Source organism: Pontiella desulfatans (assembly GCF_900890425.1).
Taxonomy (GTDB): Bacteria; Verrucomicrobiota; Kiritimatiellia; order Kiritimatiellales; family Pontiellaceae; genus Pontiella; species Pontiella desulfatans.
Genome location: NZ_CAAHFG010000002.1, coordinates 781447 through 795428, shown reverse-complemented (window position 1 = coordinate 795428; position 13982 = coordinate 781447). Strand labels below are relative to the sequence as shown.

General features: G+C 58.9%; 18 protein-coding genes. 13 read left to right on the top strand and 5 right to left on the bottom strand.

What is annotated here, in order from left to right; translation table 11 throughout:
- Positions 1-3: 3 nt before the first annotated feature.
- Genes E9954_RS18975 through E9954_RS18955 form a run of 5 tightly spaced genes read left to right on the top strand, consistent with a single transcriptional unit; the run spans position 4 to position 4331 of the window.
- The gene (locus tag E9954_RS18975; RefSeq protein WP_136080858.1) at positions 4-777 is read left to right on the top strand and encodes a PulJ/GspJ family protein; all 774 of its coding nucleotides are present in this window, start codon (positions 4-6) and stop codon (positions 775-777) included.
- Positions 774-1790 (top strand): type II secretion system minor pseudopilin, encoded by a 1017-nt coding sequence (locus E9954_RS18970; RefSeq protein ID WP_136080857.1) that lies wholly within the window; start codon positions 774-776, stop codon positions 1788-1790. Before E9954_RS18975 ends, E9954_RS18970 begins: the two co-directional genes overlap by 4 nt.
- Positions 1774-3162: a PilN domain-containing protein gene (locus tag E9954_RS18965; protein WP_136080856.1), complete on the top strand. Its 1389-nt coding sequence runs from the start codon at positions 1774-1776 to the stop codon at positions 3160-3162. The genes E9954_RS18970 and E9954_RS18965 overlap by 17 nt, the downstream gene beginning before the upstream one ends.
- Entirely contained in the window at positions 3162-3707 is a 546-nt protein-coding gene (locus E9954_RS18960) for a hypothetical protein (protein ID WP_136080855.1), read from the top strand. The genes E9954_RS18965 and E9954_RS18960 overlap by 1 nt, the downstream gene beginning before the upstream one ends.
- The gene (locus E9954_RS18955; RefSeq protein WP_136080854.1) at positions 3708-4331 is read left to right on the top strand and encodes an MBL fold metallo-hydrolase; all 624 of its coding nucleotides are present in this window, start codon (positions 3708-3710) and stop codon (positions 4329-4331) included. It abuts the gene before it with no gap.
- A gap of 71 nt (positions 4332-4402) precedes the next feature.
- Here the strand turns inward: E9954_RS18955 and E9954_RS18950 are convergent, their stop codons facing one another.
- The 4 genes from E9954_RS18950 to E9954_RS18935 are packed head-to-tail and all read right to left on the bottom strand — an operon-like array spanning position 4403 to position 8552.
- Positions 4403-5560, bottom strand: coding sequence for a cell division protein FtsZ (locus E9954_RS18950; protein WP_168442400.1), 1158 nt, complete (start codon positions 5558-5560; stop codon positions 4403-4405).
- Positions 5553-6779 carry a cell division protein FtsA gene (gene ftsA, locus E9954_RS18945; protein WP_136080852.1) on the bottom strand — a complete coding sequence of 409 codons (1227 nt, stop codon included), beginning with the start codon at positions 6777-6779 and terminating at the stop codon, positions 5553-5555. The genes E9954_RS18950 and ftsA overlap by 8 nt, the downstream gene beginning before the upstream one ends.
- A 12-nt stretch (positions 6780-6791) precedes the next feature.
- Positions 6792-7631 (bottom strand): cell division protein FtsQ/DivIB, encoded by an 840-nt coding sequence (locus E9954_RS18940; RefSeq protein ID WP_136080851.1) that lies wholly within the window; start codon positions 7629-7631, stop codon positions 6792-6794.
- A 27-nt stretch (positions 7632-7658) separates the two neighbouring features.
- A complete protein-coding gene (locus E9954_RS18935; protein WP_136080850.1) occupies positions 7659-8552 on the bottom strand; it encodes a D-alanine--D-alanine ligase in 894 nt (297 codons plus the stop codon).
- 171 nt (positions 8553-8723) lie between these two features.
- Here E9954_RS18935 and E9954_RS18930 point away from each other — a divergent pair, with 171 nt between their 5' ends.
- The 8 genes from E9954_RS18930 (at position 8724) to E9954_RS18895 (ending at position 12911) form a co-directional block, all read left to right on the top strand.
- Entirely contained in the window at positions 8724-9026 is a 303-nt protein-coding gene (locus tag E9954_RS18930) for a nucleotidyltransferase family protein (RefSeq protein WP_136080849.1), read from the top strand.
- Positions 9019-9363, top strand: a complete 345-nt coding sequence (locus E9954_RS18925; protein WP_136080848.1) for a HepT-like ribonuclease domain-containing protein — start codon at positions 9019-9021, stop codon at positions 9361-9363. The genes E9954_RS18930 and E9954_RS18925 overlap by 8 nt, the downstream gene beginning before the upstream one ends.
- A gap of 2 nt (positions 9364-9365) precedes the next feature.
- On the top strand, positions 9366-9662 hold the full coding sequence (locus E9954_RS18920; RefSeq protein WP_136080847.1) for a DUF167 domain-containing protein: 297 nt from the start codon (positions 9366-9368) through the stop codon (positions 9660-9662).
- A gap of 16 nt (positions 9663-9678) precedes the next feature.
- The gene (locus tag E9954_RS18915) at positions 9679-10536 is read left to right on the top strand and encodes a metal ABC transporter solute-binding protein, Zn/Mn family (RefSeq protein ID WP_136080846.1); all 858 of its coding nucleotides are present in this window, start codon (positions 9679-9681) and stop codon (positions 10534-10536) included.
- The gene (locus E9954_RS18910; RefSeq protein WP_136080845.1) at positions 10533-11276 is read left to right on the top strand and encodes a metal ABC transporter ATP-binding protein; all 744 of its coding nucleotides are present in this window, start codon (positions 10533-10535) and stop codon (positions 11274-11276) included. The genes E9954_RS18915 and E9954_RS18910 overlap by 4 nt, the downstream gene beginning before the upstream one ends.
- The gene (locus E9954_RS18905) at positions 11269-12099 is read left to right on the top strand and encodes a metal ABC transporter permease (RefSeq protein ID WP_136080844.1); all 831 of its coding nucleotides are present in this window, start codon (positions 11269-11271) and stop codon (positions 12097-12099) included. The genes E9954_RS18910 and E9954_RS18905 overlap by 8 nt, the downstream gene beginning before the upstream one ends.
- A 121-nt stretch (positions 12100-12220) precedes the next feature.
- On the top strand, positions 12221-12556 hold the full coding sequence (locus E9954_RS18900; RefSeq protein WP_136080843.1) for a hypothetical protein: 336 nt from the start codon (positions 12221-12223) through the stop codon (positions 12554-12556).
- The gene (locus tag E9954_RS18895; protein WP_136080842.1) at positions 12546-12911 is read left to right on the top strand and encodes a hypothetical protein; all 366 of its coding nucleotides are present in this window, start codon (positions 12546-12548) and stop codon (positions 12909-12911) included. The genes E9954_RS18900 and E9954_RS18895 overlap by 11 nt, the downstream gene beginning before the upstream one ends.
- Before the next feature lie 89 nt (positions 12912-13000).
- Here E9954_RS18895 and E9954_RS18890 read toward each other — a convergent pair whose 3' ends face one another.
- Complete coding sequence (locus E9954_RS18890) at positions 13001-13858, bottom strand: mechanosensitive ion channel family protein (protein ID WP_136080841.1); 858 nt, start codon at positions 13856-13858, stop codon at positions 13001-13003.
- Between the last annotated feature and the right edge of the window lie 124 nt (positions 13859-13982).

Genomic DNA, 13982 nt, shown 5'->3' with positions numbered 1-13982 from the left:
AACGTGAAACCTGAAACGAACCAACTGAATAAGGCCAAGTGTGGATTCACCCTGCTGGAGCTGATGGTGGCGATGATTATTCTGACCATCGCGATGTCGATGGCGTTCCAGGCGTTCAGCGGAACCATCCGGGGATGGAAGCGCGGTTCAGAGGTGATCGACGGCATCAAGCATGGCGACTTTGCGATGGGGCAGCTCATGGCGGCCGTGAATTCCACCATCTATTTCTACAATCCGCGCAAGACCTACGCCTTCAAGTTCGACAAAGGCTCGTCCGGCGGCCTGCCGGCCGACATGATCAGCTTCGTGACCTCCAGCTCCGCCTTCATGCCGGCCGACTCGCCCTTTGCGGAAGGGCCGCACCGGGTTAAACTCTACATCGACGACGAGGGGGGCGAACAGGCCCTGTTTGCCGTGGCCATGCCGGCCATCGCCGACGACGAGGAGTTCGAGGATGAATACGACGTCGACCCCATCCTCGTCTCCCGCGTTATCCAAGGGCTGGAAATCATGTTCTGGGACGAGGAGTCCGAGGACTGGACGGAGGAATGGGAACCGGAAAACTCCATCCCCGAGCGGATCCTGCTGACGATCTTCGTGGCATCCTCCGATGAAAAGGAGGAACCCATCGAATTTTCCCGCACGGTCGAAATTCCGGTGGCCAAATCGGTCAAGGAAAAGCTTGCGGGCCCCTCCATCACATCTGGCAACTCAGGCACCACCTCCACCTCCGGAGGCGCCAAAAACACCACCATCATCAACTCGAACAAACGATGACGAACCCTCGCTCCAACCGAAAAAAGGAAGGCGCCGCGCTACTGGTGGCGCTTTGGGTGCTCATCATCCTTTCGCTGATCGTAGGTTCGTTTGCGTTCGAGGTGCAGCTGGAGGCCATGCTGGTTTCGCACAAGCGCAAGAAATACCGGGCCGAAATGATGGCCCGCTCCGGCCTTGAATATGGCCGAGCCCTGCTCGACGCGCACAAAGACGCCAAGGAGATGGAAATCGAGGACATGGACGAGGACAAGGACGGTTTCATGCAGGCCGCCCTCTACATCCAGCGCGGCCTCCCCGCCCCGTCCACCATTGAATTCGAAGATGGCGGCAAGTTTACCGTCACCGTCGAACCGGCGGAAAACGGCCGCAACGTCAACCTGCTGACGCGCGAACAATGGATGGATATGCTCGAGTTCGCCAATGTCCCCTCCTCCGACTGGGATGCCATGATCGACTGCCTCGAGGACTGGAAGGACGAAAACGACCTGCATGGCCTCAACGGCGCCGAGTCGGACGACGAGTTCTACGAGGAACGGGGCTATCCCGTGAAAAACGGCCCGCTCGACAGCGTCGAGGAGCTGCTGCTCATCAAGAACTGGGGGCCGGACATCCTCTATGGCCGCTCCGCCGACGAGGAGGGCGACGAAATCATCGGCATCGCCGACAAGCTGACGGTCTGGGGCGACGGCAAGGTGAACCTGAATTCGGCCACGGCCGATGTCTTGCTAAGCTACTCCGAATACGAGGATTGGGAGCTTGAAAGCGTGTTCGAGGCCCGCATGGGCGAGGATGGCGAGAAAGACACGCTCGACGATGGCATCAAGAGCCTCGGCGACGTGGGGGCCGATGGAAACAAATTTAAATTGCAAAGTACTTTCGTAAAGGTAACGTCTGTTGGAGATATATTCGGCAACCAATACCAGATCGAGTGCATTGTTGCGCTCAAAGACAAGGACTCGGTAGTGGTCTATTGGAACGAAGGACCGGTCAAGAACAATGCGAATACGCGATAAGATCATCACAGCAGCATGCCGCACCCCGGACGGCATCGAATGGACCACCCTGAAGATCAAGCAGGATGGCAACGAACTCGTTGAGCAACGCGCGCACGCCGTTGCCCTCCCCGAGGAAAACCTGGAAGAGTCGATTGCGGCCATCCAACTGCCCGAGCAGCTCATCGAGCATCTCGCTGGCGATGTTACCGCGGCGCTGCGCACCTCCGAGCTGCTCATGCGCACCATGGAGTTCCCCACCTCCGATCCTTCCGAAATCGCCAACATGGTCGGCTTCCAGATCGACAAGGTTTCCCCCTTCCCCATCGACCAGCTTGCGATTGCCCACGAAATCCTGCGAGACAACGGCGAAAGTGCCGACGTCCTGATGGCCGGCGCCAAACGCGCGTGCATCGATGCCATCGGAGACACCTTCGAGAAAAAAGGGGTGCGCATCCACAGCATCGACGCCCGGATCCTCGGCTGGCTCGAGCTCCTGCGGGGCAAGGAACAATTGCGGGATCGCGGATGCGAAATCCTGATCATCGACGATCAAATCGATTTTTCCCTCACCGTCATGAACGAGGGCATCCCCATCGCCTTCCGCTCGCTCCAGGAGGATACCGGCGACATGAACGTGGTCGAGGAACTCGTCTACGAGATCGGCTACACCCTCACCATGCTCGATACCGAACACGAACTGGAAACGCCATCGGTTATCCAGTTCTGGAGCTTTGGCGAGATTCCCGACGCACTCCTCACCAAGCTGTCGGAAAAGTCGGGCATCCGGGTGGAGCACCACGATCTCGGGATGCTCCCCCCGCTGTCCCAAGGCATCGTCGAGCGCGCCCTGCACGCCGAAAACCGCATCGAGCTGATCCCGCGCGAATGGATCGAGCACGAACAGCGCAAGCAACTGCGCAAGAAATTCACCATCATTTCGGCCGGCATCGCCGCCATTTGGGTGATGGTGCTGCTGGTGTTCTTCGGCATCTACAAGGTGCGCGACGTACAGCTCGCCGGCATCCAGGCCGATGCCGAGGCGATCCGCCCGGCGGCGGAACAAGCCTTGCAAAACCGGCAAAAGCTCCAGGCGCTCAAGGAATACACCGACCGCTCCGACTCCTCGCTTGAGACCCTGCGCGAAGTCACCCGCCTGCTCCCGATCGGCGACATTGAATTCGTGAGCTTCAACTACACCAAGGGCAAGGCCATCTCCCTTCGCGGCACCGCCCGCAGCGACGACCTGGCCAACGACTATTTCTCCGCGCTGAACAAGTCGGCCCTGTTCGACGGCACCAAGGATGTTTCGGTCAGCACCAAAACGACGAAGGGCGTCAGGCGCGCAGTGTACTCCGTGACCCTCCCCTTCCCGACGAAGGAGGCCGAATAATGAAGATTTCCCAACGCGAAATGATCCTGGGCGTTGCGACGCTCGCCGCAGGGCTGGCTTGGCTGACCTGGTACATCGTCAGCAACAAGATGGACGAATACAAGGCCAAGGCGACCGAGATTGAAAAACTGGAACGGCAGATCAGCTTCAACCAGAAGGCGATCAAGATGCAGGAAGACTGGCTCGGCGAATTGAACGAGCTGCAGAAAGGCCTGCGCGTGTTCGACACCAAGCAAAAGTCGGTTGCGCCCGAGCTGATGAAAACGATCAAGCAAATCTCCGACAAGCACGGCATGGACATCACCCGCAACCAGCCCCGCAGCGAGAAACCCATTGGCGACCTCTTCGAGCTGGCCATCAACTGCACGTGGCAGAGCGACCTGGAAGCCATGGTCGATTTCCTGGCGGAGCTCCAGCAGCAAGGCGTTCGCTACGATGTGCGCACCCTCAACGTGAAGCCCGTGGGCAACAACACCGGCAAGCTCGGCGGCAACATGCTGATTCACTGCGCCTATACCAAAAAGCCGAACGCGGGGAAAAAATAGATGCATATCGAGGCCATTCCCACCGGCGCCTTCCAGGAAATCTGCTACATCGTCCACAACGACGCGAAGCAGGCCATTGTGCTCGACCCCGGCGATGACGCGGAGGTGATTGAGCAGCGCCTGGGCAAGCTCGGGCTTACCGTTGCCGCCTATGTCTGCACCCACGCCCATGCCGACCACATCAACGCCTTGGCCGCGCTGCATGCCAACTTGCCGGCCCCGGTGGCCATGCATTCCAACGACTGGGCCTGGGCCTTCGATTCCGCGAACCAGATCGCCCCCTACTATCCCGTCCCGGCGCGCCCCCGAATCGACACCCCCATGCCGCTCGAAAGCGCGAAGGATTGGGAGTTTTCCGGCATCCGGTTCCAGTGCATCGAGACCCCCGGCCATACCCCCGGAGGCTGCTGCATCCTGTTTCCGGAGCCCGGAATCCTGATTGCCGGCGACACGCTTTTCAAGGGATCATGCGGCCGCACCGACCTGCCGGGCGGGAACCCGCGCCAGCTCAAGGAATCGCTCAACAAGCTCAAGCAGCTGCCCGACGACGTGCTCGTTTTCCCCGGACACGGCGAAGACACCACCATCGGCACCGAGCGCGCCACCAATTTCTTTATGCAATAGATGGAGGGCCCGGTTCCACCCGGGCCACCGCTCGACTGGTTTAGGGCGGGGTGGAACCCGCCCCTCCAACCCTACCTCGGCAACTTGATGTCGCGGCGGATATAGGCGGGGACGTCGAGATCCTGGTTGTTATGGATGGTTGGATCGACGTAGGTGAATTCGCCCTTCCCGGCGGTTTCGAGCGGAAGCTCGCCCTGTTGCAGACCCTGGCGCCGGTTGAAGCTGAAGCCCATCTGCCGGTTGGCATCGTCCACCAGCGGCTCCTTCCAGTGCTCGGCCACCAGTGCGATGGCGGAAATGCGCCCTTCGAAAGCAGGGTCGACCACAACGCCGAAATTCAGCCAGATCTCCTCCGGCAGCAACTCCTGCAAACGGTTCATCACCGCTTCGATTTCACTCAGCTTCAGGTCGTGCCCGCCGGTGAGGCTAACCACAACCCCTTCGGACGCCTCCAGCAGCTTGCCCTTGTTGAGCAACCGATGCTTGGCCAACCCTTCCGCAACCCGCGTCGCCCGGGTGTCGCCGGAGCCTTCCGCGCTGGCGAAATGGCAATAGCCATCGCAGTTGCGCAACATGGTGTGCAGGCAGGAAAAGTCCAGACCGCAGACGCCGTTTTTCGTCAACAAGCGCCAGATCCCGCAGATGCCGTCCATCATCACCTGATGGCTGCGGGCATAGGCTTGCTCGGCCGGAAGCTCGGCATCGGACCGGTCGACCAACCGTTCGTTGGAAATACGGATGATGGCGTCGGCATGGGTTCGGATTCGCTTCAGCGCCTCCTCCGCAACCCGGGCGACTTTACGGCCTTCGAAGGCGAAAGGCATGCCCGCCATCACCAACACGAGCGAACCGGCCTCGCGCGCGATCCGGGTTATGACCGGCACGGCGCCGGAACCGGTTCCCCCTCCAAGCCCGGTCACGATGACCAGCAGATCCACCAGCCGCAGCTGGTTCCGGATGCTGGAGGAATCCTTTTCAATCGACTGGCGACCGAGTTCAACGTCGCCACCGGAACTGAAGCCGCGGGTAACGGTTGCCCCGACGTGGATCACGCGATCCATCGAGGTGGCTTCCAGCACCTTCGTGTCGGTATCGATCACCACGGCATCCAGGCCCGGGTTGAGTTGGCGCATGGCGGCAACAGCCCGCACACCGCTGCTGCCGACCCCCATCACCAACATGCGGGGCGCGGCGATGCCGCGGCCATCAGCCTTGGCGGGCTCACTCATGGGCACCTCCCCAGAACAGCTGCAGCAACCGCTTGCCCAGCGGCGGTTTTTCTTCGACGGTCCGCAGGGAGGCGGCATAGCGGATGGCCCCGACATGGCAGGCATAGAGCGGCGCCTCCTTCGCGGAGGAGAGCCCGTGGACATCGGACGGTTTCCCGTACATGCAGGGAACGTTGAAAACCTTTTGCCCAAGATCGCGCGCCCCATTGAGGAAGGCGCCGCCGCCCACCAGCAGCACGCCGGCGCTGAGCGGAACATTCGGGCACTGAAGATCCACCTGCTCCTTCACGAGGGTGAAGATTTCCTCCATGCGGGCGTTGATGATCGTGTTGAGCGTCACCGCACGGACCATCTTCCCGCCAAATCCCTGCGTTGAGCTCGGAATGGAAATATTGTGGTCGCGCTCCATCAGGTTGGTCAGGGCGCTGCCGTCCTTCTTCTTGACGCTCTCGGCGGCGGCCAGGGGAATCTGCAAGCCCACGGCAATATCGTTGCTCACGTGGTCGCCCCCGACCGCGAAGGAACCGGCCGCCTGGAGGAAGCCGTCGTGATAGAGGGCAAAGTCGGTGGTGCCCCCGCCGATATCGATGACGAGCACCCCGGCTTTCTTCTGCTCGTCGTTCACCACGGCGATGGCGGAGCAAAGGCCGCTGAAGACGGCATCGGAACAGGTGATCGGCACATCGTCGACAATCTTCCGGAAGTTATCGACCGCGCTCCGCTTGCCATGGATCGTGAGCATGTCGACGCGCAGTTCCTCGCCGGCCATTCCGATGGGGTTGGTGACGTTCATGGAGTCGTCGATCTGGAAATATTGCTGCAAGGTATGCAGCTTCATGCGGTTTTCGGGAAGCGCCACCTTGCGGGCCAGCTCGACGACTTCGTCGACGTCCTCCTCAACAACCTCGGCCAGCTGGTTATCGGACGGATCGACCAACTTGTGCATGCCGGTGCTTTTCTTGGCGAGCGCCTGCCCGCCGGAGGTGACGAGCATGATCGACTGGATCCCCTTGCGGCGGTTTTCCTCGGCCGCCTTGATGGCCTTGCGGACACAGGCGATCGCGTCGTCGCGGTTGATGATTTCGCCCTTGCGGATGCCGCGCGACTCGGCTTCGCCAATCCCGACGACCGACACAAAACCGTCATCGCGCAGCTCCCCCACGATTACGCGGACGGTGCTGGTTCCGATTTCCAAAACTGCCGTAGCTTCGAGCGCCATGCTTCTCCAAGATCAATAGTAGGTTACAGGCACCTTGGCCGTATCGAGGGTGACATCGACGGTCTTCACCTTCAGCCCCCGGCCGGTTTCGATCTTGATGACCGAGGCGAGCTTATGGAGACGGGGCTCGAGCGAGAAGCGCGGGATTTTTGCGCGCACGCCGTTTTTCAGGTAGAGGTAGACATAGTCGGAATACTGCAGGTCGATGCTTTCCAGCGGAACAAAGGTGTGCAGATAGGTGCTGCTTTCGCACATCGCAACGATCTTCAACGCGGTTTCCACATCGCTATGGCTGGCCGGCTGCCCCAGCCCCAGGTCGATGTCGAGCCCCTTGATGACCGGTAGCGTCGCCAGCTTGCGCCGATGCGGCATCACATACCCGTAGCGATCCACCATGAACGGGTACCGGGTGGCCTGGCGACCGATGATCTGCGCCACCGGCACGCGCTCCTTGACCTTGACAATCATCGTGTTCGGCAACTTGCGCTCAAGGTAGACCGACTCGATCATCGAAACCTCCAGCAACTTGCCTTCGATCTCCTTGAAGCTGCATTCGAACAGGTTCATGCCCTCGCTCAGGCCGGACATCTCGCGGATGTATTCCTCCGTCAGCTTGCCATTGCAGGAAATCAGCAGGTTCTGGATTTCGAAACGCTGGTTTTCGGCATAGAGCTTGCGGTTGACCCAACGGAAGCCCATCACGACCCCAACAAGCAGGGCCAGCAGCAGGCAGCAGGCAATCGTCAGCACCACCGTGCGCTGGGCCATCAGCGCCGACCCGCCACCGCCGCGCTTTTTCGCCCGCACATACTGTGCTTTTTTTCGTGTTGTCGTCTTCTTCCGCGCGGCCATTCCTACACCCTTGAATCAATCGCAACACTATAGATGAGCCCATTCCATGATTCGACAACAAAGCTTGGAAAAACCGATTCCGGCGGCTTGCGCGGCCTTGGGCAGGAGGCTGGTGGCGGTGAAACCGGGGATGGCGTTGAGCTCGAGCACGTAGGGCTTGTTTTCGGGCGAGAGGCGGAAATCGACGCGGCCGAAGCCCTCGGCCCCGAGGCAGTCGAACGTTCGGAGGGCGATGGACTGCAGCTCGGCTGCCAGATCGGGATCGAGCTCGGCGGGACAGACGTAGGTGGTGTCGCCGGTAATGTATTTGGCCTTGAAGTCGTACCACGGGGTCTTGGGCTTGATTTCAACCACCGGCAGCACCTGGCCATCGACCACGCCGACGGTCAGCTCGCGTCCGGGAATATATTCCTCGACCAGCACGTCGGCGGAATATTGCGCGGCATCGGCAAAGGCGGCGCCCCACTGCTCCTCTTCGAAAACCAGATGGCACCCGACGCTCGAACCTTCGCGCGGCGGCTTGACCACGAGCGGTACGGGGAGGGTGCGGGCGGCCGACTTGGTGATGACTTCACCTTTTGCGACAGGAATACCGTTGGCGATTAGGCACTCGCGCGTCAGAACCTTATCGAACGAAACCCGGCTGGATTCGGCGCCGGAACCGGTGAAGGGCATGCCGAGATCAACCAACCGCTGCTGGATTTCGCCGTCTTCGCCAAACTGGCCATGCAGGGCAATAAAGACCGCCTCGATGCCGGCGGGAAGCGAGAAATCCTTGGTTTCAATGTCGATCTCGCTGACGTCGTAGCCGCCGTCGCGCAAGCCCTGCGCGATCGCCGCGCCGGACTTCAACGACACCTCGCGCTCCGAAGAGATCCCGCCCTTCAAGACTGCCACCTTGTTAAATCGTCTGTCCGCCATTTGTTATTCCTTTGCCAGATTCTGTTTCGTGGCATCAATATGCCCCTTTTATGAAAGCGGTGTCGAGGTTCAGCTTGCGAAAGCCTGCAGCCCGATCCATCCGGCAAGGAATCGGGAAAAAACCTCAACGAAAGCATAGACCCACCATTCCATTGCGGGTACTCTCGGACCATGCAAAACAAACAGGACATGATCGAACTACTGAGAGGATTATTGCCCGAACTTCGTGGAGAATTCGGCGTAAAATCGCTGGGCATCTTTGGTTCGTTTTCGTCCGGGACTTCTTCGGACGAAAGCGACCTGGATGTCCTTGTAGAGTTCGATAAACCTATTGGCCTGCGATTCGTGGAGTTTGCTGAAAAACTGGAGAATTCGGTAAACCGATCAATCGATATCCTCACGCCTGAAGGATTGCGCAGCATACGCCAACCGGAAATCATCAAAAGCATCGAAAATTCCGTCACCTATGTCTAAACGATCCCTGCGAACCTCTTTACTGGATATGGTTGAAGCCGCAGAACGGGCAATTCAATATTGCGATGGCATGCATTACGATGCCTTTCTTCGCGATCACAAAACGCAGGATGCCGTCACCCGCAACATCGAAATCCTTGGAGAAGCGGTAAAAAACATTGGAACCGACTTTCGCTCGGCCCATGGAAACATTCCGTGGAAGAATATTACCGGAATGCGGGATAAACTGATTCACGACTATTTCGGGGCAAACTTTGATGTCATCTGGAATGTCGTTAACGATGAACTTCCGAACCTTCTGGCAAAGCTGAAGGAACTCATCCCTGAACCGGAATAGCCATGCCCTGTTTCGAGGAAAAAGATGGATGCCTTATCCTGAATGTGCGCGCGGTACCGCGCGCCTCGAAGGATGGCATTGCCGGAGTGATGGGCGATGCGCTGAAGGTGCGCATCCAGGCCCCGCCGGTGGAGGGCAAGGCCAATGCCTACCTCATCAAGTTCCTTTCGAAACTCTGGAAGATTCCGCGAACCAGCATTGAAATCCTTTCGGGGGAAACCGGCCGCAACAAGCGGTTGTGCATTTCGAACCCGCCCGACGAATTACGGGCGGCATTGTTGACATTTGAAACGGGCTAGGCCATTTATACAGGACATGAAAGGTACTATTTTACTATTAACCGCCCTGCTGCTCTTCGGATGCGCGGAAGACCCGACCCCGGACACCACTGGAAAACCAATGGTTTTCGTGAGCATACCCCCCATGGCTGGGCTGCTGAAGGAGATTGCGGGAAACGATCTGGAAATCCGGACGCTGCTTGGCGAGGGCCAATCCCCCCATGCCTACGAACCGACCGCCCGCCAGCTGGCGGCCCTTGGAGAGGCCGGTATGCTTTTCACCATCGGCGTCCCGTTCGAAGAGGCCCTGCTCAAGAAGATTAAACCGATCTATCCGAAACTCCGTATTGTCGAAACCGACTCGGCCATTGAAAAACGCTCGATGCCGCATGAGCATGCCGGCCACCAATGCACGAACGACCATGGCGCAAAAGACCCGCATGTTTGGCTGAGTCCGCAAAACGCCGAACGGATTGCCACCTGCATGTTCAATGCGCTCGCAAAAAACAACGATGACCGCCACGCAAAACTGGTCCAAACCTTGAAGCAACTGGATGAAGACCTCGAAACCCGTCTCGCCCCGTTCAACGGAAGCCGCTTCTATGTGTTCCACCCCTCGTTCGGCTATTTTGCCGACCGATACGGCCTGACACAGGTTCCGATCGAGCTGGATGGCAAGTCGCCCGCGCCGCGCCAGCTCGCCGACCTGATCGAGCAGGCGCAGGTGGATGGAGTGAAGGTGGTCTTCGTACAGAAGCAGTTTCCGGCCGAAAGCGCCCAGGCGGTGGCGGATGCCATCGGCGGCAACGTGGTCCAGCTGGATCCGCTGGCCGAAGATGTTGTTGCCAACCTCCGGCAAATCGCGGAAGCTGTTGCCCAAACCTTGGAACAATGAATCCGCCACCCATCCATATTGAAAACCTGGATTTTTCCTATGGGCCGGTCTCCGTGCTGGAAAAGGCCAACCTGGAAATCGGCGACCGTGAGTTTGTCTCGGTTGTGGGCCCCAATGGCGGCGGCAAGACCACGTTGCTTAAAATACTGCTGGGGCTTCTTGAGCCGCGAGCGGGTTCGGCCTCCGTCTATGGGGAAACGCCCATCCTTGGCCGGAAATGGATCGGATATCTTCCACAGCATTCGCACCTCGATTCCAAGTTTCCGGTCACGGCGCTGGATGTGGTGCTGATGGGCCGGCTGGGCAAAACGCGGCGGCTCGGTTTCTATTCGAAGACCGACCGCGCCATCGCCAGCAACATGCTGGAACGGGTGGGACTCGAAAAACTAAGCCATCGCCCGTTGGCCGCGCTCTCCGGCGGACAGTGCCAGCGCGTCCTGATTGCCCGGGCCTTGGTGACCGAGCCCAAATTGCTCCTGCTCGACGAACCCACCTCCAGCCTGGACGACTATGTTGAACGGGAGCTTTACGATCTGTTGCTGGAACTCAACAAGGAGCTGACGATTGTGGTGGTTTCGCACGACGTCGGCTTTGTTTCGCGCTACGTGGAAAAGGTCATCTGCGTGAACCGCGTTGTGCACGTCCACCCCGTCAGCGAGATCAGCGAGGATATCATCCACGACATGTATGGCGAACACGTGCATATGGTGCGGCACGACCAGGAGCATGGTGATGGCTGATTTTTTCCAGGCCCTGTTCCAGCATGGCTTTCTGCAGCATGCCCTGCTGGCCGGATGGCTCGCCAGTATTTCCTGCGGGGTGGTCGGCACCTATGTCGTTACCCGGCGCATCACCTATCTCGCCGGGGGCATTGCCCACTGCGTGCTGGGCGGCATGGGTTTCGCCCGCTATATGCAGGTGGTGCACGGCTGGTCGTTCATGACGCCGATGCTCGGGGCCATGCTTGCCGCCTTGCTGGCCGCCTTTGTGATTGGATGGATCAACATCAAGGCCAAGGAGCGGATCGATACGGTCATTAGTGCCTTTTGGGGGCTTGGCATGGCCGCCGGCATCCTGTTCATTGCCAAAACGCCGGGCTATGGCGAAGACCTGATGGCCTACCTGTTCGGCAACATTCTGCTGGTTACGCAGCGCGACCTGCTGATTATCGGGATGCTCGACCTTTTCATCATTGCCACCTCCCTGCTGTTCCACAAGCAATTCGTGGCGGTCTGCTTCGATGAGGAATTCGCCCGCCTGCGGGGCATCAACACCCAATTCTTCTATTTCCTGATGCTGGCGCTCACGGCCCTGACCGTGGTGCTGATGGTATCGATCGTCGGGATTGTGATGGTGATCGTGATGCTGACCCTGCCCGCCGCCATTGCCGGGCGCTTCTGCCTGCGCATGGGTTCGATGATGGCGCTGGCGGCGGGCATTTGCGCCCTGCTCACCTTCGGCGGCCTTGCCTTGAGCTACCAACCCGATCTTCCGGCCGGGGCCACCATCATTGTCCTGGCGGGGTTCGCCTATCTGTTCTCGCTCCTGTTCAAGCACCGCTGATTCTCACCACCGAGAAGACCTGTTATTGAAACGGCGTTCCGCTAACATTGCAATTGCCGCACTTTCGCCACTATTTTGACCTCCGCGCACCACATGGCACATCGTGTGCTAATATGCATACATGAATAAGAAGCGCGCACTCAATCTCGTCGATATGGATGTTGGACTGTTCGTGAGCTACCAACTCACCGCCGAATCCTTGACCACCAAGCTGTTTCGCATCATTACCCTAAACTCCATTCCGCTCAACAAAGTGATGGATCTTCGGGAGGCCGACGCTGAGGACGTGACCAAACTCAACCACCTGAACTGGTTCAGCTTCCTCCCCTCGCGCCGCAAGCTTTGCCCGGTCTACACCTTGCAGGCGGCAGAAAACAGACCCAGAATCTTCATGCGGCTTGACCGGGGCTCGCATATCGACATGAAGAACAAACTGGGTGGCCGGCGTGACGCATAAAACGATCTCCACCTACCAGCTCGCGCCGATGAGCTTCGGCGCTCCCTGCACCTACGAACTGAGCGGCGACCATATTGTGGGGCGCCTTTTCGGCATCATCCCCTACCTCCGCATCCATTTGGGGGCCGTTCACTATCTGCGGCTGGCCACCCGCTCGGAGGTTTCCCCGGTCTACTTCATCTTCAATTGGCCGCAGTTCCTGCTGACCAACCGACGCTCGGTCAGCCCGGTCTACATCCTGCAAACGCGGAAAGGCCATCGCATCTGCCTGAAGCTTGCCGGAGGGGCCCACTTCAAACTACGCCAGGCCATTGCCCGGCACAGCGACCGCAAACGCCACAGAATGGCGGCCTGAGCCAGAGACCCGCGCCCTGCAAAGTGCCGAAACGCAGAAAGCCGGAGCAGTTCGCCCCGGCTTCCCCATATGCCTCGTATATCGTCGGACTACCCTTCTTTGTGCTCGTAGATATGCACGTCGCGTTGCGGGAACGGAATGGTGATGCCCTGTTCGTCGAACGTTTTCTTGATCGTTTCGGTGGTGTCGAAGTAGACCCCCCAATAGTCGGCGCCGCTGCACCACGGGCGGACGACAATGTTGACGGAGCTATCGGCCATTTCGACCACGGCAACCGTCGGGGCCGGCTCTTTTAGGATCCGCTTGTCGGCGGCCAGGATGCCTTCAATCACGCTCTTGGCCTTGTCGATGTCGTCGCCGTAGCCTATGCCCGCCACCAGGTCGACGCGGCGTGTGCCGTTGGCATTGAAGTTGGTGATCTTGCCGCCCATGATCTGCGCGTTGGGGACAATCATCAGTTTATTGTCCGGCGAATCGACCGTGGTGGTGAAGATGCCGATCTCCTTGACGCCGCCCATGGCACCGCCCGCTTCAATGAAGTCGCCAATGGCAAAGGGCTTGAAGATAATCATCAGCACGCCCGAGGCAAAGTTGGCCAACGAACCTTGAAGTGCCAGGCCTACGGCCAGGCCGGCGGCACCGAGAATGGCAATGAACGATGCCGTTTTGACGTTCAGCTTTTCCAACGCGGCCACAATCACAAAGGCCTGCAAGCCCACATAGAGCAAGGAGGTAAGAAACTTGGTCAGCGTGACATCAACCCCCTTCTTCTCCATAACACGGGTGAAACCCTTCTTGATTGCCTTTGCAATCCACATCCCGATCAACAGGACGAGCAGGAAGCTGACAATCTTCAACCCCCATTCGATGGCAATGCCCGTGACCTGTTCGGCAATAGGTGTTGCATCGGCCGATGTTTCCGCGATGATTACTGCATTGGTATTCATTTTTCCCTCCCAGGATTTACTGATTCAATTTCCATTCATTTAATAAAGAGGATTATAGAAAGGGAAACATGTCTGGCAAGTATATAAAGACTCGAACACGAAACCGGCAGCGACGGCGCAGCCC

Bases quoted from the DNA above. Each gene is read 5' to 3' on its own strand.
- E9954_RS18890 (WP_136080841.1), bottom strand. From the start codon at position 13,858: ATGAATACCAATGCAGTAATCATCGCGGAAACATCGGCCGATGCAACA.
- E9954_RS18915 (WP_136080846.1), top strand. From the start codon at position 9,679: ATGAAAGGTACTATTTTACTATTAACCGCCCTGCTGCTCTTCGGATGC.
- E9954_RS18960 (WP_136080855.1), top strand. From the start codon at position 3,162: ATGAAGATTTCCCAACGCGAAATGATCCTGGGCGTTGCGACGCTCGCC.
- E9954_RS18950 (WP_168442400.1), bottom strand. From the start codon at position 5,560: ATGAGTGAGCCCGCCAAGGCTGATGGCCGCGGCATCGCCGCGCCCCGC.
- E9954_RS18955 (WP_136080854.1), top strand. From the start codon at position 3,708: ATGCATATCGAGGCCATTCCCACCGGCGCCTTCCAGGAAATCTGCTAC.
- E9954_RS18910 (WP_136080845.1), top strand. From the start codon at position 10,533: ATGAATCCGCCACCCATCCATATTGAAAACCTGGATTTTTCCTATGGG.
- E9954_RS18930 (WP_136080849.1), top strand. From the start codon at position 8,724: ATGCAAAACAAACAGGACATGATCGAACTACTGAGAGGATTATTGCCC.
- E9954_RS18965 (WP_136080856.1), top strand. From the start codon at position 1,774: ATGCGAATACGCGATAAGATCATCACAGCAGCATGCCGCACCCCGGAC.
- E9954_RS18970 (WP_136080857.1), top strand. From the start codon at position 774: ATGACGAACCCTCGCTCCAACCGAAAAAAGGAAGGCGCCGCGCTACTG.
- E9954_RS18925 (WP_136080848.1), top strand. From the start codon at position 9,019: ATGTCTAAACGATCCCTGCGAACCTCTTTACTGGATATGGTTGAAGCC.
- E9954_RS18900 (WP_136080843.1), top strand. From the start codon at position 12,221: ATGAATAAGAAGCGCGCACTCAATCTCGTCGATATGGATGTTGGACTG.
- E9954_RS18940 (WP_136080851.1), bottom strand. From the start codon at position 7,631: ATGGCCGCGCGGAAGAAGACGACAACACGAAAAAAAGCACAGTATGTG.
- ftsA (WP_136080852.1), bottom strand. From the start codon at position 6,779: ATGGCGCTCGAAGCTACGGCAGTTTTGGAAATCGGAACCAGCACCGTC.
- E9954_RS18935 (WP_136080850.1), bottom strand. From the start codon at position 8,552: ATGGCGGACAGACGATTTAACAAGGTGGCAGTCTTGAAGGGCGGGATC.
- E9954_RS18920 (WP_136080847.1), top strand. From the start codon at position 9,366: ATGCCCTGTTTCGAGGAAAAAGATGGATGCCTTATCCTGAATGTGCGC.
- E9954_RS18905 (WP_136080844.1), top strand. From the start codon at position 11,269: ATGGCTGATTTTTTCCAGGCCCTGTTCCAGCATGGCTTTCTGCAGCAT.